Annotated in this window: 13 protein-coding genes and 4 pseudogenes; 13 read left to right on the top strand and 4 right to left on the bottom strand. The window is 41.0% G+C overall.

The window, feature by feature from the left end:
• The first annotated feature begins 2 nt into the window (after positions 1-2).
• The 5 genes from ftsZ (at position 3) to ligA (ending at position 7900) form a co-directional block, all read left to right on the top strand.
• On the top strand, positions 3-1775 hold the full coding sequence (gene ftsZ / locus MCQ_RS05105; RefSeq protein WP_006923958.1) for a cell division protein FtsZ: 1773 nt from the start codon (positions 3-5) through the stop codon (positions 1773-1775).
• Between the two features lie 214 nt (positions 1776-1989).
• Positions 1990-2865 (top strand): UDP-3-O-acyl-N-acetylglucosamine deacetylase, encoded by an 876-nt coding sequence (gene lpxC / locus MCQ_RS05100; RefSeq protein ID WP_006923957.1) that lies wholly within the window; start codon positions 1990-1992, stop codon positions 2863-2865.
• A 170-nt stretch (positions 2866-3035) separates the two neighbouring features.
• Positions 3036-3929 (top strand): outer membrane protein assembly factor BamD, encoded by an 894-nt coding sequence (locus tag MCQ_RS05095; protein WP_006923956.1) that lies wholly within the window; start codon positions 3036-3038, stop codon positions 3927-3929.
• A 6-nt stretch (positions 3930-3935) separates the two neighbouring features.
• Positions 3936-5597: a DNA repair protein RecN gene (gene recN, locus MCQ_RS05090; protein WP_006923955.1), complete on the top strand. Its 1662-nt coding sequence runs from the start codon at positions 3936-3938 to the stop codon at positions 5595-5597.
• Positions 5598-5740: 143 nt separating this feature from the next.
• Positions 5741-7900, top strand: a complete 2160-nt coding sequence (ligA, locus tag MCQ_RS05085; protein ID WP_006923954.1) for an NAD-dependent DNA ligase LigA — start codon at positions 5741-5743, stop codon at positions 7898-7900.
• Positions 7901-8311: 411 nt separating this feature from the next.
• Here the strand turns inward: ligA and MCQ_RS05080 are convergent, their stop codons facing one another.
• Genes MCQ_RS05080 through MCQ_RS05070 form a run of 3 tightly spaced genes read right to left on the bottom strand, consistent with a single transcriptional unit; the run spans position 8312 to position 11638 of the window.
• Positions 8312-10138, bottom strand: a complete 1827-nt coding sequence (locus MCQ_RS05080; RefSeq protein WP_006923953.1) for an aminopeptidase P family protein — start codon at positions 10136-10138, stop codon at positions 8312-8314.
• A 17-nt stretch (positions 10139-10155) separates the two neighbouring features.
• The gene (locus tag MCQ_RS05075; protein ID WP_006923952.1) at positions 10156-11025 is read right to left on the bottom strand and encodes a 50S ribosomal protein L11 methyltransferase; all 870 of its coding nucleotides are present in this window, start codon (positions 11023-11025) and stop codon (positions 10156-10158) included.
• A 31-nt stretch (positions 11026-11056) separates the two neighbouring features.
• The gene (locus MCQ_RS05070; RefSeq protein ID WP_006923951.1) at positions 11057-11638 is read right to left on the bottom strand and encodes an SCO family protein; all 582 of its coding nucleotides are present in this window, start codon (positions 11636-11638) and stop codon (positions 11057-11059) included.
• Between the two features lie 183 nt (positions 11639-11821).
• On the opposite strand from MCQ_RS05070, the pseudogene MCQ_RS08855 reads away from it, so the two are divergent.
• The 7 genes and pseudogenes from MCQ_RS08855 to MCQ_RS05035 all read left to right on the top strand — a co-directional run.
• Positions 11822-14835, top strand: a pseudogene (locus tag MCQ_RS08855) (DUF637 domain-containing protein); the annotation flags it as partial.
• A gap of 67 nt (positions 14836-14902) precedes the next feature.
• Positions 14903-15502 carry an SMI1/KNR4 family protein gene (locus MCQ_RS05060; protein WP_006923949.1) on the top strand — a complete coding sequence of 200 codons (600 nt, stop codon included), beginning with the start codon at positions 14903-14905 and terminating at the stop codon, positions 15500-15502.
• The gene (locus MCQ_RS05055) at positions 15499-15969 is read left to right on the top strand and encodes an SMI1/KNR4 family protein (RefSeq protein WP_035008033.1); all 471 of its coding nucleotides are present in this window, start codon (positions 15499-15501) and stop codon (positions 15967-15969) included. Before MCQ_RS05060 ends, MCQ_RS05055 begins: the two co-directional genes overlap by 4 nt.
• Positions 15966-16541, top strand: coding sequence for an SMI1/KNR4 family protein (locus tag MCQ_RS05050; RefSeq protein WP_006923947.1), 576 nt, complete (start codon positions 15966-15968; stop codon positions 16539-16541). Before MCQ_RS05055 ends, MCQ_RS05050 begins: the two co-directional genes overlap by 4 nt.
• A gap of 351 nt (positions 16542-16892) precedes the next feature.
• Positions 16893-18002: a DUF637 domain-containing protein gene (locus MCQ_RS09635; RefSeq protein WP_006923945.1), complete on the top strand. Its 1110-nt coding sequence runs from the start codon at positions 16893-16895 to the stop codon at positions 18000-18002.
• Positions 17983-18489: an HNH/ENDO VII family nuclease gene (locus MCQ_RS09865; protein ID WP_050980867.1), complete on the top strand. Its 507-nt coding sequence runs from the start codon at positions 17983-17985 to the stop codon at positions 18487-18489. Before MCQ_RS09635 ends, MCQ_RS09865 begins: the two co-directional genes overlap by 20 nt.
• Positions 18490-18509: 20 nt before the next feature.
• A pseudogene (locus MCQ_RS05035) lies at positions 18510-18926 on the top strand (SMI1/KNR4 family protein).
• Between the two features lie 68 nt (positions 18927-18994).
• Here MCQ_RS05035 and MCQ_RS08845 read toward each other — a convergent pair.
• Positions 18995-19402: pseudogene (locus tag MCQ_RS08845) on the bottom strand (restriction endonuclease); the annotation flags it as partial.
• 612 nt (positions 19403-20014) lie between these two features.
• On the opposite strand from MCQ_RS08845, the pseudogene MCQ_RS05025 reads away from it, so the two are divergent.
• Positions 20015-20357: pseudogene (locus tag MCQ_RS05025) on the top strand (ShlB/FhaC/HecB family hemolysin secretion/activation protein); the annotation flags it as partial.

Here is a 20357-nt window from a genome sequence, read left to right as displayed (position 1 = left end):
AAATGACGATTAATCTGCATCGGCCAGATATCGCGGAATTGAAGCCACGCATTACCGTTTTTGGTGTTGGCGGTGGTGGCGGGAATGCCGTGAATAATATGATTAATGCTGGTCTTCAGGGAGTTGATTTTGTTGTTGCTAATACCGATGCACAGGCTTTGGCTATGTCAAAGGCTGAACGTGTTATCCAGCTTGGTGCAGCGGTTACGGAAGGTTTAGGCGCTGGCGCTTTGCCGGAAGTTGGACAGGCGGCTGCTGATGAATGTATTGATGAAATTATCGACCATCTCGCAGATTCCCATATGGTTTTTATTACGGCTGGTATGGGGGGAGGTACTGGAACGGGGGCGGCACCTGTTGTTGCTCGCGCTGCTCGTGAAAAAGGTATTTTGACTGTTGGTGTTGTGACAAAGCCATTTCAGTTTGAAGGCGCTCGCCGTATGAAAACGGCAGAGGCTGGTATTGAAGAATTACAAAAGTCTGTTGATACATTGATTGTTATTCCCAATCAGAATCTTTTCCGTATTGCGGATGAAAAAACAACATTTGCTGATGCTTTTGCTATGGCTGATCAAGTGCTTTACTCTGGTGTTGCTTCCATTACAGATCTCATGATTAAAGAGGGACTCATTAATCTTGACTTTGCGGATGTTCGTTCTGTTATGCACGAAATGGGCCGTGCGATGATGGGAACTGGTGAGGCGTCTGGTGAAGGGCGTGCTTTGGCTGCTGCTGAAGCTGCTATTGCGAATCCGCTGTTGGATGATACGTCTATGCGTGGTGCTCGCGGGCTTCTGATTTCTATTACGGGTGGTCGTGATATGACTCTCTTTGAAGTGGATGAAGCAGCTAATCGTATTCGTGAAGAAGTTGATGCTGATGCAAATGTTATCTTTGGTGCCATTGATGATGAGTCACTAGAGGGTGTTATTCGTGTATCTGTGGTTGCAACGGGTATTGATCGTGAGGTTAGTGATGTGGTTCAACCTTCTCATCCTCAACTTCAAAGACCTGCAACTTCAATTCGTAAGAGTGATTCTGGAATACCGCAGGCTTCTTTTCCTATTCAGTCACCTCCCTTACGTTCTGAGTCAATGGTAGAAGTGATAGAAGCACTTGAAATAGAAAAGGGAAAATCGTCTGGAGAACAGTTCCGCCCTAAAAGTCAAATTTTTGCACAGCCTGCCGATGCCGTTGCTGTACGAAGTGCAAATGCCGCTCCTTACGGGGCAGGCGTTGTACATGGGCAGATGTCAAATGCGCCACGTATGCAAAACAATCGCGGTTCTCAGCACTCTATGGCTGCACCAGTGAGTATGGAGGCGACGGCGCATGTCCTTGATGAGATGACAGGAGTTGTGAAGCAGAAAGAGAAGCAAGTACAACAAAGGCAAATACAGCAAATGCAGGCTCGTTCAGCACCAATGCGTATGCCTGAGTTAAAGGATTTCCCTACAGTTGCTCATGGTCAAAGTGAGAGATTATCTGTTGCTGACCAAGGACCTCGCAATCTTTGGCAGCGTTTGAAACAGAGCTTGACGCATCGTGAGGAAGTCGAGCCAGAAGCGCGGCTAGAGCCCGCTGTGAGATCTTCTCAACAGCGAGAAGAGCATGTTTATAATAAAAATTCTCAGGCGCTTTCTCAGGATGCTTCTGTTTATGTTCCACGTCGTTCTGGTGAGTTGCATCCCCAAGTACCGCAAGATCAGCGTGCTTTTATAAGTGAAGAGGATCAGTTGGAAATACCAGCGTTTTTGCGTCGTCAGGCAAATTAATTGGCAAAAAGGTGAGAAAGAGAGGAGATTTAGCAATTTCTTCTATGATCAAAAAAAGCTTCGTACAGTGAAAGTTACTATGCTTTTTGGGTGAAATATTCTGTTTTTTATAAACCCGCTTATTATAAGCGGGTTTATTATTTTCTTGGGTTATCATTTTTATGTGTTTATAAATATTTTTAAAGAGCGTAAAAAAACTACTCAATGAAGTAATATGATGAAGCTGGTGCAAAAATATCAGTCCACTCTAAAAAAAGCAGTGACATTTAAGGGGTATGGTGTCCACAGTGGGTGTTTGTCTGTGGTGAGGGTTTGTCCAGCTGACGTTGGGTGTGGTATTGTCTTTAAGCGTTGTGTGATGGATGGAACAGAGCAAATACTTCAAGCACATGCATCGCAAATAGGAGAGACTGAATTATCAACAGTGCTTGGACATGGAGAGGGAAGAGTTGAGACAATTGAACATTTGATGGCTGCGATTGCAGCTTATAATTTGGATAATCTTGTTATTGAAGTGTCGAGTCATGAGATACCAATTTTAGATGGTTCTTCATGGCAGTATTGTCAAGGGTTTGAAGATGTTGGCATCGTACGGCAGGATGCATTGCGTTGCTATTTTGTTATAAAAAAGTCGCTGCGGATTGAAGTAGGTGTTGGAATTGCTGAGTTTTTGCCGTTTGATGGGCGCCGTTTTGATGTGACGATCTCTTTTTCTTCTCCTGCTATTGGTAAACAACATTTCAATTTTGATCTTACCACACAAGGGTTTAGAGATGATTTGTCACGTGCGCGCACTTTTGGTTTTATCAGAGACGTCGAAAAATTACGGGCTTCTGGAAAGGGATTAGGTGCTTCTTTAGAAAATTCTCTAGTTATTGGCCTTGATGATAAAATCATCAATCCAGATGGTCCCTATTGGAAAAATGAATGTGTTCGGCACAAAATGCTTGATGCAATTGGTGATACTGCTTTGCTTGGAGCTCCTTTTATTGGATTATTTCGTTCGTATTGTGGTGGGCATAGAATTAATTCGCAATTGGTGAAAGCTATTTTAGCAGACGAAGCATATTACGAAAAAGTTTACTTATAGGGAAAGTGAGAGAAAAATTGAAAAGATTTTATTTTAGTCTATTTGATTTTTAAGGGGATGATTGACCTAATCCATTAAATTGGTTAGTGGATTTTAAAGCGATATGATATAAAAATTTTTAATCAGTAATTTTTGCGACAAGGTGACATTCTCTGGAGGCCAGAAAAACTATGACAAAATCTCATGTATGTATTGGAAATATGGCATATAGGAAATCTAGCATTGTACGCAAGCTATTCGGAGTGGTGTTGTTGAGCAGCACCTGCGTGTTGGGCGGGTGTTTATTTAAAGATAAAAATACCTTAGATCCATCTGCCTATGTTTTAAAAATGGATCCACCAGATGTTTTATATAACCAAGCACTTGCTAACCTTGATAGCGGGCGTCTTGGAGAGGCTTCGAAAAAGTTTCTTACGATTGAAAAGCAGTATGCTTATACTGATTGGGGTCGTAAATCTTTGGTGATGGGTGCATTTACAAATTACCGTCTCGCAAAATATGATGAAGCAATTAGTATGGCTCAGCGCTATATTACTCTTTATCCAGGGGCAGATGATTCAGCTTATGCTTATTATATTATTGGTCTTGCTTCTTTCCGTCGAATTCCCGATGTTACACGTGATCAACGCGATACTAAACGTGCTATTGCTGCTATGCAGCTTCTCGTGGAGCGTTATCCGAACTCTGAATATGTCAAGGATGCTAAGGCTAAAATACGTTTTGGGCGAGAGCAGCTGGCTGGTAAAGAGATGCAGGTTGGCCGTTATTATGAAGAAGGTCGACGCTATCTTGCTGCAAGTAGAAGATTTCGTACAGTGGTTGAAGAGTACTCTGATACCAATCAAATCGAAGAAGCACTTTTCCGCTTGACAGAGGTTAATCTTGCTCTTGGTTTAACTATGGAAGCGCAGACGGCAGCAGCTATTTTGGGGCGTAATTATCCAAAAAGTGAATGGTATAAGTTTTCTTACAATTTATTACAGAAGAATAGTGTATCGCCACAGGAGCATAAATCTTCTTGGATCTCACGTGCTTTGAGTGGTGACAAGAATAAGGCACATTGATTCTCTATGCTGATACAGCTTTCGATTCATGATATTGTTTTGATCGAAACGCTCGATATTCATTTTACGGCGGGTTTGTCAGTTTTGACTGGAGAAACGGGCGCGGGAAAATCTATTCTCCTTGATGCTTTATCGCTGGCTCTTGGGGGACGCGGTGATGCTTCTCTTGTACGTCATGGTGCAATGCAAGGTCAGGTGATAGCTGTCTTTGACGTACCTGTTTCACATCCTGCGCGCCAGCTTATCCGTGAGAATGGTTTTGATGATGAGGGCGATATTATTTTACGGCGTGTGCAGTCAAGTGATGGTCGTAGTCGTGTCTTTATCAATGATCAGGTGGCTAGTGTTGCATTGATGCGTAATGTTGGACGTCAGCTGGTTGAGATCCATGGACAGCATGATGATCGCGCGCTTGTGGATGTTGCTACGCATCGTCAATTGTTAGATGCCTTCGGTAGGTTTGAGGATGAAACGGAGAATCTGCGTCGTTGCTATCTAATATGGCGTGAATTTGAGGAGCGCGTGCACCAACAGCGGATTAAAGTAGAAGATGCTGTGCGTGAGGCTGATTATCTTCGTGCGTGTGTGGAAGAACTTGAAAAGCTTGATTTTCAAATTGGTGAAGAAGATGCTCTCTCTCTTCGTCGTGCCGATATGCTTAAATTAGAAAAGATAGCAACAGATATTAAGGAAGCTGATGATCTTTTAAGTGGTCCAAAGTCACCAATTCCAGTTCTTTCTAATTTGGTAAGGCGTTTGGAGCGAAAAATCCCTGAGGCGCAAGAACTCATTACACCTGTGGTGAAATCCATTGATGATGCATTGCATGCACTTGCAACAGCACAAGAAGGCATTGAAACTGCAATGCGGGCATTGGATTTTGAACCTAGTGAATTGGAACGGGTAGAAGAGCGCCTTTTTGCTCTTCGTGGTTTTGCTCGTAAATATCAAGTTTCTGCGGACGAATTAACACAGTTACGTGATAAAATGGATGCTGAACTTGCTGCTTTCGAGGAGTCTCAGTCCACATTGATGCGTTTAGAAGAGGAAGCGCGGAAAGCACAAAAAAATTATGATACATTGGCGCAAGCGCTGTCGATAAAGCGTCGAGAAGCAGCAAATCATTTGTCTGAAAGCGTTATGGCTGAGTTGCCAGCATTGAAATTGGAGAAAGCAGAGTTTATCGTTGAAATGCAAAGTGATGCTGAAAAGCGTACTGCAGAGGGGATAGATCGTATTGAGTATTGGGTTCGAACAAACCCAGGAACCCGCGCGGGACCAATGCTCAGTGTGGCTTCTGGTGGCGAATTGTCTCGTTTTTTATTGGCATTAAAGGTTGTCTTGTCTGATCGTGGATCAGCTCCCACGCTTATCTTTGATGAGATTGATACAGGGGTTGGTGGAGCTGTTGCCGCTGCCATTGGGCAACGGTTACAGCGTTTATCAGAAAGTGTTCAGGTTTTTGCTATTACGCATGCACCACAGGTAGCATCTAAAGCACATAGTCATTTTCTCATTTCAAAGGTTGAAAGTGATGATAAAGGTCGCTTTATTACGGGTGTTCATAAAATGGAGGAGCATGAGCGTGCAGAAGAAATTGCCCGCATGTTGGCAGGAGAAAAGATTACTAAAGAAGCACGTGCAGCTGCTCAGAAGCTTCTCGCGTAGATATAATTGATAAGCGATCAAATATCGCTTATCAATTATAGCATTTCAATTATATCATTGGTGAGCACGCGTTCATTTGGATTCTATTGGTAATAAGGCGCTGAAATTCTTATGGCCATGCCCCATAATTTGGAATAGATTTTATGAACAAGGACGCAATTAAAAACTTAACTGCTCTTGAAGCAGAAAGTGAATTGAAATGGTTGGCAAAAGAGATTGCGCGCCATGATCTGCTTTATAATACGAACGATCAACCTGAAATTTCTGATGCCGAATATGATGCTCTTCGCCGCCGTAATGCAGAAATTGAAGCTCTCTTTCCCGAGCTTATTCGAGCAGATTCTCCTTCACATAAAGTGGGGGCACCAGTTTCTGAAAAGTTTGAAAAATCTGTTCATTCACAGGCGATGCTTTCTCTTGACAATGCATTTAGTGCTAAAGATGTCAGTGAATTTGTTGAACGCATTCGTCGTTTTTTACGACTTCCAGAAATACAGATATTGGAAATAACAGCTGAACCAAAAATTGATGGCTTATCTTTATCTTTGCGCTATGAGAAAGGAAGGCTTGTGCGTGCTGCAACGCGTGGTGATGGATATGTTGGTGAAAATGTCACAGCGAATGCACGAACAATTGCTGATATTCCGCAGATCTTGCAGGGCGAATTTCCTGATATTATTGAGGTTCGTGGTGAAGTGTATATGGGACAGGAGGATTTCCAAGCACTTAATAGGAGTCAACAAAAAAAAGGCAAGTTAACTTTTGCTAATCCTAGAAATGCAGCAGCTGGTTCGCTACGTCAGCTTGATTCACGGATAACTGCCAGTCGAAAGCTTCAATTTTTTGCTTATGCTTGTGGTGAAATGAGTGAAATGTTTGCAGAAAGCCAAATGGAGATGATGAAAAAGTTAAAAGAATATGGCTTTGTTATCAACCCATTAACGAAAGTTTTTCAGACAGTAGAAGAGATGATTTCATATTATCATGATATCGAAGAACGCCGTCATTCCTTAGGCTATGATATAGATGGGATCGTTTATAAGGTTAATGATTTAATGCTCCAGACGCGCTTGGGGTTTGTCTCTCGTTCACCACGTTGGGCAATTGCGCATAAATTTCCAGCAGAAAAAGCTCTGGCGCTTTTAGAAGGTATTGATATTCAAGTTGGTCGAACTGGAGCATTAACTCCTGTTGCACGCCTTGCACCTATTACTGTTGGTGGTGTGGTGATTACCAATGCAAGTTTGCATAATGAGGATTATATTAAGGGAATTGGGCATAAAGGGGAGCCAATTCGTGAAGGCCGTGATATCCGTGTAGGTGATACGGTTATCGTACAGCGTGCTGGTGATGTAATCCCTCAAATTGTTGATATTGTTGCTGCAAAGCGTCCCAAAGATGCTTCTGCTTTTGTTTTTCCTGATCTGTGTCCAGCTTGTGGGAGTCATGCTGTTCGTGAGGTGGGGGAAGCTGTGCGTCGATGTACAGGTGGGCTTATTTGTCCGGCACAAGCGATTGAGCGTATTCGTCATTTTGTTTCGCGCAATGCTTTTGATATTGAAGGGCTTGGAAAAAAACAGGTGGAGTTCTTTTTTCATGTTCAAGATGAGACACTTTGTATTCATACTCCGGCTGATATTTTTACTTTACAACGGCGCCAAGAAAAATCTTTGACGCGTTTAGAAAATATGGAAGGTTTTGGCATTGTTTCAGTTCGTAAACTTTATGATGCCATTAATGCACGTCGCGAAATTCCTTTAAGTCGTTTTTTATTTGCATTAGGAATTCGCCATGTTGGGGAGGTTAATGCACGACGTCTCGCACGTGCCTATCAAAATTATGTTGCTTTTGAAACTGCGGCGATGGCAGCTACTATGCCCTGTGATGGGGTTGATGCAGAAGGCAATGAAGCTTGGATAGAGCTTATAAATATCGAAGGAGTTGGACCACAGGTAGGGAGCGCAATTATCGATTTTTATCAAGAAGCGCATAACCGCGAGGTTTTGTCTGTCTTGCTTAAGGAAATTACACCTCTTGATGAAGAACTCATGATGACAGATTCTTCACCAGTAGCAGGAAAAACAATCGTCTTTACAGGAACTTTGGCGCATATGTCACGCGATGAAGCAAAAGCTTTAGCTGAACGATTAGGTGCCAAAACGTCTGGTTCACTTTCTAAAAAAACGGATTTCCTTGTTGCAGGAGCTGGGGCGGGATCGAAATTGGCTAAAGCACAAGAGTTAGGTGTTGAGGTTCTGGATGAAGAGACTTGGTTGCGGTTGATTGAGGGGTCTTATGTGTAATGGTTGATTTTCTTCAAGAGTGATGAATTCACCAGTTTTTATTCTTCTTCATTTTTTACGATTTATTGACATTAAAAATCAAAATGTAACCCTAAGAGATCTTATCATTATTGTTAGTGCTATGAAACATTGTCTTCCAGGGCGATGGTATAATGAAAGTTTTCATATAAGGAAAATAAACGATATAACTATCTGGAGATGGTGGAGGATTAGTAGGTCAAATAATATTATTACTTACAAGCGCATCCCACCTTGTTTTATCTAGGTTAGTGTTTATCACACCCGAAAAAAAATTTAAGCCTCTTAGGGGAATATTTTTTGTATTTCTTGATGCAAACCGCACTTTTCCCTTAAAAAAAGAGGGATAGTATTTTATAGAAAGAGTAAGAAAGAGGTTGTATGCTCATTCATTTAAAGAGGCATTGTCGCTTCTTTTGCCCACTTTTTGTCTTCTTCATTTAAGTAAGGTGCATTAACCTGATAAACTTGCGCATGGTAATCATTAAGCCATTGTCGCTCTTGCAGTGTCAAGAGCTCTGGCAGGATTAAGCGTCGATCAATGGGGCAATTGGTGAGTGTTTCAAACGAGAGCATTTCTATATCTCCACCGTTAATTTTTTGTGCTGGTTTCACAATCATCAAATTTTCAATACGAATGCCAAAAGCTCCTTCACGGTAATATCCAGGTTCATTTGAAATAATCATTCCGGGAATCAGTTCTTGGCACCCATTGCGTGAAAGATTTTGCGGGCCTTCATGAACAGAAAGATAAGATCCAACTCCATGACCGGTGCCATGAGCATAGTCAAAACCAGCTTTCCATAATGCAATGCGTGCTAGAATGTCAATGTCTTGTCCACGTGTGCCTTTCGGAAATCGTGCGGTTGAAAGAGCAATCATGCCTTTGAGAACAAGAGTAAAACAGCGTTTTTCTTCTTCTCCAATATTTCCAATTGCTATTGTACGCGTAACATCTGTTGTGCCGTCACGATATTGTCCACCTGAATCAATAAGATAAAGTTCACCAGCATTGAGTTGTTTATTTGTTTCAGTGGTTACGCGATAATGAATGATAGCACCATTTGCCCCTGCTGCCGATATTGTATCAAAAGACAGATCTTCAAGTTTTTCTCCCATTTCTTTTGCTGTCATTATGCGCAATTCTTCTAATTTTTGGGCAGCAGAAATTTCACTTATCGTACTTGGTGTTTGCTTGTCTAGCCAAGAAAAAAAGCGGGTAAGGGCGACACCATCGCGTAAATGTGCTTTGCGTGCACCATCTTGTTCGGTACTATTTTTAGTGGCACGTGGCAGAGCAGCGGGGTCGGTAAGCGTAATGAAAGAGCACCCTTCTTTTGCAATAACAGTACGAAATTTTTCGCATGTTAGCCGTGGATCTAAAGCAAAAACCGTTCCTCTTTGAACATATTCTTTGATCTTTGGTATAAGTTGTTCTGGTTTATACAGTTTTGCATAACGTTCTAGATATTGTTTTTCTTCTACATTAATTTTTTTATTGTCGATGAATAAGGATGGAGTTTCTTTGATGGGAATGAGAGCAAAACAAAGGGCAAAAGGTGTGTTGGAAACATCATTGCCACGTATATTGAATGTCCACGCAATAGAGGAGGGGTCTGTAAAAATAAAGACATCTGCATTGGCTTTTTGTATATCTTTGCAAATCAATGCTAACTTTTCATCTGGACTGCATCCTGCATATTTGAGAGGATGAACCGATAGGGGAGATTGCGGTAATTGTGGTTGATCATGCCAGATAAGATCAATGGGATTGAAGTGAATTGCTACAAGTTTTCCACCTGCTTTAATTTCTAATGCGTTTCTCAATGTATCGGTGGCAGAAATGGTGTGAAGCCATGGATCAAAGCCAATAGAGAGTTTTTGCCCATTTTTTTCAAGCCATTTTGAGGGAGGATGGGTTATGAGGTCTTCATACTCAAAAAGGTCAGAATCGGTTTGTTGGCGAACTTGGAGTTTATATCGCCCGTCTGTGAATATGATGGCTTTGTTTTTTAAAATCAGTGCAATACCAGCTGAGCCAGTAAACCCAGTGAGCCAACTAAGGCGTTGAGCATGAGGAGGGACATACTCTCCTTGATGTTCATCTGCGCGCGGGACAAGAAAGCCATCTAGCCCAAGGCGGTCGAGTTCTTTACGAAGAGAGGCAACGCGTTTTGCAGCATAAGTGGGATTTGTTATCGTCTCAAAAGATTGATACATAACAACGTCCTTTTCTTTTATTTTAGATGTATCGTAACCCATCCTTGACGGTGGTATGTTTCAATGTGTTTCAGTCCTTGTTTTAAATAAGCTTCCAACACATGGGTGTGTTGTTCTTCAAGGATTCCAGAGAGTATGAGTGATCCGCCTTTTTGGAGTGCTTGTGCCATTTCTTGTGCAAGTTCAATAAGAGGATTGGCAAGGATATTGGCAACGATGAGATCAAAGGGCGCACGTGAAGTAATTTCATCATGGGAAAGACCTGTAGCTGTGACAGCTGTGATATATTTTTTTACACCATTCAATTGGATATTGTGTTGTGCAACTTGAATAGCAATTGGATCAATATCCGATGCAAGTACAGCAATAGGTTTAAGCATTGCTATACCAATGGCTAGTACCCCACTGCCAGTACCAAGATCAAGTGCATTTTGGGGATTTTCATTTTGCATCACTTTGGCAATCATTTCCAAACAACCGGCTGTTGTTCCATGATGTCCTGTACCGAAGGCTTGATTTGCGTCAATTTCAATAGGAAAAACATCCGGTGGAATATCGCCTCTATTATGGCTTCCATGAAGACAAAAAGGGCCGGCATATACAGGTTTTAGTCCTTCAAGGCTTTGTTTAACCCAATCAATATTAGGTAAAATTTCACTCTTAATTTTATCAGGATCTATAGAAAGGATGCGGGCAAAATGTTTTGAGGCATTTTTTTGGCTTTCTTGGTCTACATAAAGTGAAAGCTCATATATGGAATTTTTTTCATCTATCTCTGTAAGAGCAAGAGGATATCCTTGCTCATCAAAGGCTGTTTCCATAAGTGTATAAAGCCGCTCTGCTTCGTTTTTGAAAGCAGTACAATACAGACGAATTTGCTGCGTCATGTTATTCTTTCTCTTAAATCAGCTTTTTAATTTAGTTCGAAACAAGTTTTTTAAGCCGTTCAATGGCAATTTCATCTCTTAATTCGTTGTTGTCTTCTTTAATTTCATAAGGAATAACGCCAGCTAATTTTCCACCTTTTTTGAGTAAAAAAACCGCTGCTGTATGGTTATAAGTGTAGTTTCCATCTGTTCCAGGGACTTTTTCAGCAACGATCTTAAAAGAATCTACCATTTTATGAACTTTTTCAGGATCTCCACTGATACCAATGATTTTATTATTAAAATTACTGAGGTAATCATGGAGTACTTCTGGTGTATCACGTTCTGGATCAACAGTAACAAACCATATTCCTAACTTATCCACATTCGGGCCAAGTGCTGTTAGCCATCGATCAAGATTGATCAGTGTGGTAGGGCAGCTCTCAGGGCACATAGTGAAGCCAAAGAAAATTATTGAAGGCTTGCTTCGAATATCAGATTCAGTGATAGTTTTTCCATTGGAATCAATGAGTGTAAAATTATCACCTAAAGGCTTATTTTTTAATGCATCATAAATAAAAATGCTTGCAAGAAATATGATTGTTAACCCCAAGATGCGTATTACATTTTTCATAGTTTGACTCTCTTAGATAGACGGAAAAATTGTAACATTGGCTGGTTAACTTTGCAATCTCTGTTTCATGGTTGATTTTGTTTATTTAGTCGGTATGTTTTTTCATCTTAATTTATGGAAAAAAATTGATGAAAGATGAATGGATAGTAGGAAAGATCTTCGATTCTATGATACTGAGCCTCGTATTTAATTGAGACGCGTCCAGATTTTATCAATCCAAGTAAATTTTTAGGTTCGGACTATTACTTAAAAAAGATTGGCAATTATAAGCCTGAGCAAGTGTTCAAAAGGTTGGGGGATGCTTATTTTGAATATCGTCTGGTAGGAGAGCAAGTCTTTGAGCTGACGGGCAATCGCACTCTTCTCGATGTTGAAGACCCTAATGCACAAATGCAAAGGCTCTACGACAATGCTGTGGAGCAGCAAGGTCCTTTGGTGATCTTGGTGCAGAGGGTGGGGAATTCACCAGCGACGGTCCAATGACGATGATTGTCGATGGTTCTGCTAACTTTAGCGCGTTAGAGCTAGAGAGTGAACATGCGCAGACATTGGAAAAAGGTCATTATAACGCTCAAAGCCGTGAGCACCGTTTGAGTGAAGTTAACAGTGGGGATGATCTTAACGTTGTTACGAATGGCACTCTCACCATGGATGGGGCTAAGGTTAAAGGAAAGGGCGATGGGAATCTCATCAGTGGTGGTGCTCTCACGCTGACTTCGGTGCAAGACTTTAGCAGTTCTGATTTGGATCTTAGGGGCAAAGAAGGCGACAAATCGAAGCAAAAGAATAAGTTTCGTCAACAATCAAATGAAGTCACCACAAACAAAAGCACGGTGGATATTGACGGCAACCTCTCCATGCATGCGCAAAAAGGGGATCTCACCCTTGGTGCGGCAGGGCTCTCAAGTGGTGGTCAGATGCATCTTGCGTCAGATGAGGGGAAGGTCCAGCTCTTCACCGACAAGGATCAAGATTTTAAGGACACTTATCAGCGTAACGAAAACCTTGTGTGGTGGAGTGAGAGCGACAAAGGTTACCTTAAGGAGACCATCGAGCATGTTACCATAGATGCTAAGGGGGGCATGAAGATTGATGCGGGCAATGGCATTGTTGTTGAATATGAGGCAACCGGTGATTTAGACCAATCTCTTGAGCAATTGTCACACTCTCCAGGATTGTCATGGATTAAGCAACTGCGTGATGATCCAGAATTATCCAAGCAAGTGGATTGGCAAGCAGTTCGAGCTGAATTTAAACATTGGGATTATAAAGCCCAAGGATTGACAGAAGCCGGTGCGGCTCTCGTGGCATTGGCTGTCACAGCCGCCACGGGCGGAGCAGCCTCGGGCGCTGCCGGTGCTATCACCAGTGCTTTGGGTGTTGGCTCTAGCGCCGCCATGAATGCGGCCATGCAAGCTGGTGTGCAAGCACTCATCAATAAAAGCGCTGTGGCGCTTATCAATAATCGTGGTGATATTGCTGCGGCATTGCATGAGCTTGGCTCTTCCAAGACTGTTCTTAGCATTGTTTCGTCGATGTTAACAGCAGGTCTGACCAGTCAAATAACAGAAATGGCTGGTGTTGGACAATCTTTGCCAAAAACCGCTCCTTTTGTTGATCGTATCGCCCGTGAAGCGGAAAAGAACCTGATCAAAGCCGCCATTAGCACAGGCGTGCAAACGGCTCTTGAGGGCGGCTCTCTTGATAAAAACTTTATTATCAATCTGCGCATCGCTCTGTCTGATACGGTTGGCAAATCATTGGCAGAAGAAATCGGTACTGCTAAGGCGGATGGCAAAATAGACACGGTCACACAAATTGTTGCCCATGCTGGTCTTGGCTGCTTAAAAGGTGCTGTTGCGAGCGGCGCTTGTTCTGCCGGTGCTATCGGCGGGGCTGTGGGCGAAGCCACTGCTATGTTCCAGTTTCAACTGTGGGTGCAAGGCATTATTCGAGAGGAAGTGGGGGATCTAAACGGTCGCACCCCAACTGCGGAAGAACAAGCCCGCATCACGGCAAGAATTGATGCTCAGTTTGCGGACTTTAGAGAACACACCATTAATGTTGCACGGGCTGCTGGCGGCCTTGCCGCTGCCCTTGCAGGTGGTGATGTCAATACCAGTGCTGATGCCGCTGGAAATGCTGCGGAGAACAATTACCTCAGCAGCGCTCAACAAGCGCAGATGGAGAAAGAGTTAGAGGAATGTCCTGACCTTTTATGTAAAACAAAAGTTTTTGCGAAATGGTCTGCGATTAGTACAGGGCAAAATGTAAGTTTTGCGGCAGGTGTGGTTGCTGGTGTACCGGCTGAATTATACGATACGGTTGATGCTATCGTGAAAATGGGGCTCCATCCCATAGAGACTTTGGAAGCGCTCAAAGATTTTTTCACGAGTGGTGAGGTTTTGGCTACTCTTGGACAGTCTTATGTAGACCGTATTAATAAAATGGAGGAGGAATATGAGCGAGCCGGTGCCAGTGGATCCTTTAATGCTGGTGTTGAACTTGGAAAATTATTAACCGATGCAGCATCCCTAGTGGCGGGAGGTGCTGGTGTAGCCAAGGGTGGTATAAAGCTTGGCGAAAAGACTCTGATCAAGTTCTTTGCTCGGAAAGATTTTGCCCAATTTGCTGCCAATAAAAATCTTGCAGAACTTGCTGTTCAGGGAGATCTTGCCAAACTTGCAGCTAGGAAAGAACTGACCAAACTTGCTGCTAAAGAAAAAAAACTTTGGTTAAAAGAGAAACCCACTAAATTTACTGATAGCAAATTTGCTCAGACAAACAAAGCCTATCAGAGAGATGATTTGTTTGATCCTAACAGAGTTTCTGATTGGGAAGAAAAAGGAAAAACGGTGTGGGGCACCAATATTGAGAGAATGAAAACAGGAAGAGCACCTATAGGATTTGATAATAAGCCTGTTGAGTTGCATCACCTCTTGCAAATGCATGAAGGTCCCATAGCAGAAATTGGTAGTAAAGATCATAACAAATATAGTTCCGTGATTCATGCTAATCCAAAAACACATCAATCGCTTATATAGAGAGAAAAGTTTGGTAAGTGGAGAGAGGAGTATTGGAAGGAACGCGCTAAAGGATATAGAGAACAAGAAAATAGTGATTTAGGAGGAATAATCGATATGAAATGGGGTATCGTAGGGATAGATTTTGATAGATGGGGACAGGAGCATCGGTAGTAATGCTCTACGGTTGATAAAAAGAGAAAAAATAGAAACTTATAGAATAATTGATGGAGAATAATTAATGAAAACCTATACCTTAGCTGATGTTGCAGTATTAATTGATAAAGTGAATAAATATGATGATGATATTATTAATTTGGGTAGTGAAGATGATGAAGAGAATGAAACGGATGATTTACAGATTGAAAAGGCGGAGAAAGCTTTGGGTTTGAAATTCACATTGTCTTACAAAGTTTTCTTAAAAAAATATGGAGGAGGGGAAATTGGTGGTGATGAAATCTTTAGCATTTATGGAGATTGTGGGGAAGGTATTCCTGCTGGTGATATTGTTTACCGAAACTTACTCGATAGAAAAGATGGTTTTATAACACCGGAGCAACTTTTCGTTAGCAGAACAGATTTTGGTGAAACCTTTTATTTTGATTATACGCAGTTTCGGGATGGTGAATGCCCAATCTATGTTATGCTTCCATCTGAAGATTGCGAATATTACGCTAGCAATTTTTATGAATTCCTTTGCAAAAGAATTAAAGAAAGTGTGGGAGCTGAGATATCTGAAGGTGATCAACCGATTGAAAAGATTGAGAACACTCCCACTCCGCAACCTATACCTTTTTACAAGAGTTTTTGGAAAAAACTATGGCGGAGTGACAATTCCTGAAAACTTACACTTTAGATGATGTAGCACAACTAATTGATAAATATAGTGATATCATAAATTTCGGTACTGCAGAGGATGCGCCTGATGATATATTGATTGAAAAAGCTGAGAAAACTCTCGGTTTGCAATTCACAGATTCTTACAAGAGTTTTTTGAAAAATTATAAAGGTGGAGAGATTGGTAGTGAGGAAATCTTTAGCGTTTATGTGGAGTATAAGGGTATTCATGCTGGTGATATTGTTTACCGTAACTTAAACGATATAAAAAATGGTTTAGCAAAACCACAGCAACTTGTTGTTAGCAGAACTGATTTTGGTGAGACATTTTACTTTGATTATACTCAGTTTCGGGATGGCGAATGCCCACTCTATTTTGAGGTAATATCAGGAGATCCCCTTTATTATGCAAGTAACTTTTATGAATTCCTCTGTAAAAGAATTAAAGAGCACGCAGGCGAAAGCGCGTGAAAACCTATACCTTAGATGATGTTATAGAATTAGTTGATAAATATAATGGTGATATTATCAATTTTGGTACTGAAGATGATGCAGTTGATGATCTCGTGATTGAAAGGGCGGAGAAAGCTCTCGGTTTACAATTCACATCGTCTTACAAAAGTTTTTTAGAACATTGTAAAGGCGGGGACATTGGTGGTGATGAAATCTATAGTCTTTATGAGCATCCTATAGGTGTTTCTGTTAATGACATTGTTTTCCAAAACTTAAATGCTAGAAAACGTGGTTTTATGACACCAGAACAGCTTTTCGTGAGTAGTACTGATTTTGGTGAAACCTTTTATTTTGATTATACGCAGTTTAGGGATGGTGAATGCCCAATCTATGTTATGCTTCCATCTGAAGATTGTGAATATTACGCTAGTAATTTTTATGAATTCCTTTGCAAAAGAATTAAAGAAAGCGTGGGAGTTGAGATACCTGATGGTGATCAACCGATTGAAAAGATTGAAAAAGCTCCCAGTCTGCAACCTATACCTTTTTACAAGAGTTTTTGGAAAAAACTATGGGGGAGGGGCAATTGATAGAGAAAATACGGAGCGTTTATAATACAGACTTTGAAACTGTTTATGGTGGTAATATTGTTTACAAAAACTGAAAATATAGAAAAAAAGCTTAGCAAAATCATAATAGCTCGTTGTGTGTAGAACAGATTTGGGTGAGACTTTTTTCTTTAAATATTTCTTAGTTTTGAGATGGTGAATGCCCACTATATCTTAATTTTTTACCTAGCGAACATCATTATTACGCAAGTAATTTTTATGAATTTTTATGCAAAAGAATTAAGGCTAATCTAAAATAGCTTTCTTTTTTATGGCAGCTTTGTTTTTTATGAGCTTGGCTCTTCCAAGACTGTTCTTAGCATTGTCTCCTCGATGGTAACAGCAGGTTTGACCAGCCAAATAACGGAAATGGCTGGTATTGGACAATCTTTTCCCAAAACCGCTCCTTTTGTTGATCGTATCGCCCGTGAAGCGGAAAAGAACCTGATCAAAGCCGCCATTGGCGCGGCTATTCAAACGGCTCTTGAGGGAGGTTCTCTTGACAAGAATTTTATTACCAATCTACGCATCGCCCTGTCTGATACGGTTGGCAAATCATTGGCGGAAGAAATCGGTACCGCCAAGGCTGAAGGCAAAATAGACACGGTCACACAAATCGTTGCCCATGCTGGTCTTGGTTGTCTTGTGGGCGCTACCGCCAATGGCGATTGTAGTGCTGGTGCTGTAGGGGGTGTTGTGGGGGAAGCCACAGCTATGCTCCAGTTTCAATTGTGGGTGCAAGGCATCGTGAAAGAGGAAATGGGGGATCTAAACGGTCGCGCACCCACTCCAGAAGAACAAGCACGTATAAATGCAAAGATTGAAGCACAGTTTGCGGACTTTAGAGACCACACCATTGATGTCGCACGGGCTTCTGGAGGTCTTGCCGCTGCCCTTGCTGGTGGTGATGTCAATGCTGGCGCTGATGCCGCTGGAAATGCTGCGGAAAACAACTACCTCAGCAGCGCTCAACAAGCTCAGAAGAAGAAAGAGTTAGAGGAATGTTCTGATAAGTGGTGTCGAAGAGATGTTAACGAAAAATGGCTCGAGATTGGTGATCAACAAAATACGTTTTTTTCGGTAGGTGTGGTCGCTGGTATACCAGCTGCATTATACGATACGGGTAAAGATTTTTGGCAAATGGTGCGCCATCCCATAGAGACTTTGGAAGCACTTAAAGAGTTAGTGACGAGTGGAAATGTTACAGAAACTGTTAAGCAGTCTTACCTAGAGCGTATTAATTATCTAGAGGAAGAATTTCAAAAAGCGGGAATCCGTGGATCCTTTAATGCTGGTCTTGAATTTGGCAAATTATTAACCGATGCAGCATCCCTAGTGGCGGGAGGTGCTGGGTTAGCCAAGGGTGGTATAAAGCTTGGCGCAAAGGCTCTTGCCAAATTCGCTGCGAAGGCTGAAAAAACCGTTGCAAAAGCAGGTAAGTGAAGTTTTTCCAGCATTCGCAAAGATGAGCGATGAAGTTGTTGCAACTCAATATTTTGGGCAGGAAAGAAAATTCTGGTCAGTAGCCTCCATTGATGCTGAGTTTGAAATAACGAACAAGGGAGAAAAAATTACTCAGACAAACAAAGTCTATCAGAGAGAAGATCTGTTCGATCCTAACAGAATTACTGAGTGGGAAGGAAAAAATGGAACAGTAACAGGAACAAATATTGAGAGGATGAAAACAGGAAAAGCACCTTTAGGCTTCGATAATAAACCTGTAGAGTTGCATCACATGCTGCAAACGCCAGATGGCCCCATAGCAGAGATTAGCTGGACATTTCATAAAGGCAATCACTCAGTTATTCATATTAATCCTAACACGATGGGATCTGGTATTGATAGGGATGCATTTGCTTTGTGGAGACAGAAATACTGGAAAGAACGTGCTAAAGGTTATGAAAATAAAGATATAGAAACTAAAAAATAACAATTTATGGAGGACAATTTATGAAAGCTTACACTTTATCGGATGTTGCACAATTAGTGGATAAATATAGTGAACGTGTTAATTTTGGTACTGCAGATAATGCTGTTAATGATGTCTTAATTGAAAAGGCTGAGAAAATTCTCGAACTGCAATTTACATCTTCTTACAAGAGTTTTTTGAAAAATTACGGAGGAGGAGAAATTGGTTATGAAGAAGTAATGAGCGTTTATCTTATAGACTTTGAGATTGCACGTAGTGATGATATTGTTTACAATCACCTAACAGATATAAAAAATGGTTTAGCAAAACCATAACGGCTCGTCGTTTGTACAAATGATTTGGATGAGTCATTTTATTTTGATTATTCTCAGTTTCAGGATGGTACATGCCCACTCTATGTTATGCTGTCATATACAAACGTTTTTGACTCCGAATAATGCTGTTATCATGAACCTTAACAAACTCAGATTCACTGTTGTCTGTTCTCAACACAGCACCCGTTGTGAGAAGCGTTATCACTCCAATCACTTTCAGTGCTATCGATAAGAATGCGATGGGTGAAGATCTTTTTGCCCGAGGCAGCAATAAAGCTATCAATATCTTCTTTTTTAATGCAATGAGAAGCGTCATAGCATTTGCATTGAATGGCAGCATAGCCTCCTTCATCACGAATTTTAGTGACCAGATCAATGCCAATATCCCGCCCATCTTCTCCACGCTCTTTAGCCCATTCATAATAGGTTTGAACTTTTTCATATTCCTATTTTTGCAGAGGGTCTTGCGTCAAATAAGCCATGACAAGATTTTCAAAGAGAGTTCCCAATTCACGGGGTGAGGTTGCCTGTTGACGATAGGATTGTAAGAGAGAGCATAAAGAGGATTTTTTGTTATCAGACTTGAGAGATTGAAGCATTATAGAGAAACTCCATCGTCTTATGACATTAATCAATTGACTTCAAAAAAATCGAAATGGAGTTTATTAAATACATTTAGGATAAATATCGAGTGTAAAATGGGAGAAAAACGCCAAAAACCCCATAAATTGCTTAAAGTAAATTTTATAAATGGTACTTATAAAAAACAGTAAAATAGTGAAATTTTCTATTCATTTTATGGGAGATTAAGACAACTCCAATATGTGTTTTAAGAGTTCAAACATGCAATTTTGAAGAATTTTATGATCATTCTCTTAAAAAGGTGATCTAACAGAATGCGACTGAAAATGAGTTTTGAGAGGTTTGGGTTATTGTTTAGGTGGTGGAAAGGGGGTTTAAAGTTTTTACTTCATGGGCATGACAGAATAAGCGTTTGATGGCATCGATATGGGGAAAAGATTTTTTATACTTGAGTGAGAACAAGATATTGTGCTATTCACACCTGTATTTGAATAAAAGTATTACTCTCGTTAAACAAAGCTATACGAGGGGAATTTTTAATTTATGAGATGGTTATTCAGTTTAGATCAAGTTTTTAGTTTCTTTTAAAGCAATGCTTACTGAATAATCAAAAGCGGGGGAAATCTGTATTGTTATTTATCTTTTTACGCCAGGAAAGCTTTTTAAAGCTTTTTCTAGCCGTTTTTGTTTTATTTGCCATGTTTCATGGCATAAGTGTTTCTGCGCGCTCCTTTGCTTTTTTACATTCCCCCACAGATAATTTTGACCGCGAACATAGTGAGGAGCAAAGATTAGAGAATCTTGAGCATTTGCGTGCTTTAACGCCTAAAGTCATGAACAGTTCTCCTGAACGAGAGCAAGGTGCGCGCCTTGATGGTGGAGGCTGCTTTTCCATTCATCATATTGTTGTTGAGGGAGCTCATCATATAAAAAAGCACGCTGTTACAGCAGTAACAGAGCCTTATATTGGGA

The organism is Candidatus Bartonella washoeensis Sb944nv, from assembly GCF_000278135.1.
In the GTDB taxonomy this organism is placed as follows: Bacteria; Pseudomonadota; Alphaproteobacteria; order Rhizobiales; family Rhizobiaceae; genus Bartonella; species Bartonella washoeensis.
The sequence above is the reverse complement of the archived record's forward strand: the minus strand, read 5'-3'. Positions and strand labels throughout refer to the sequence as shown.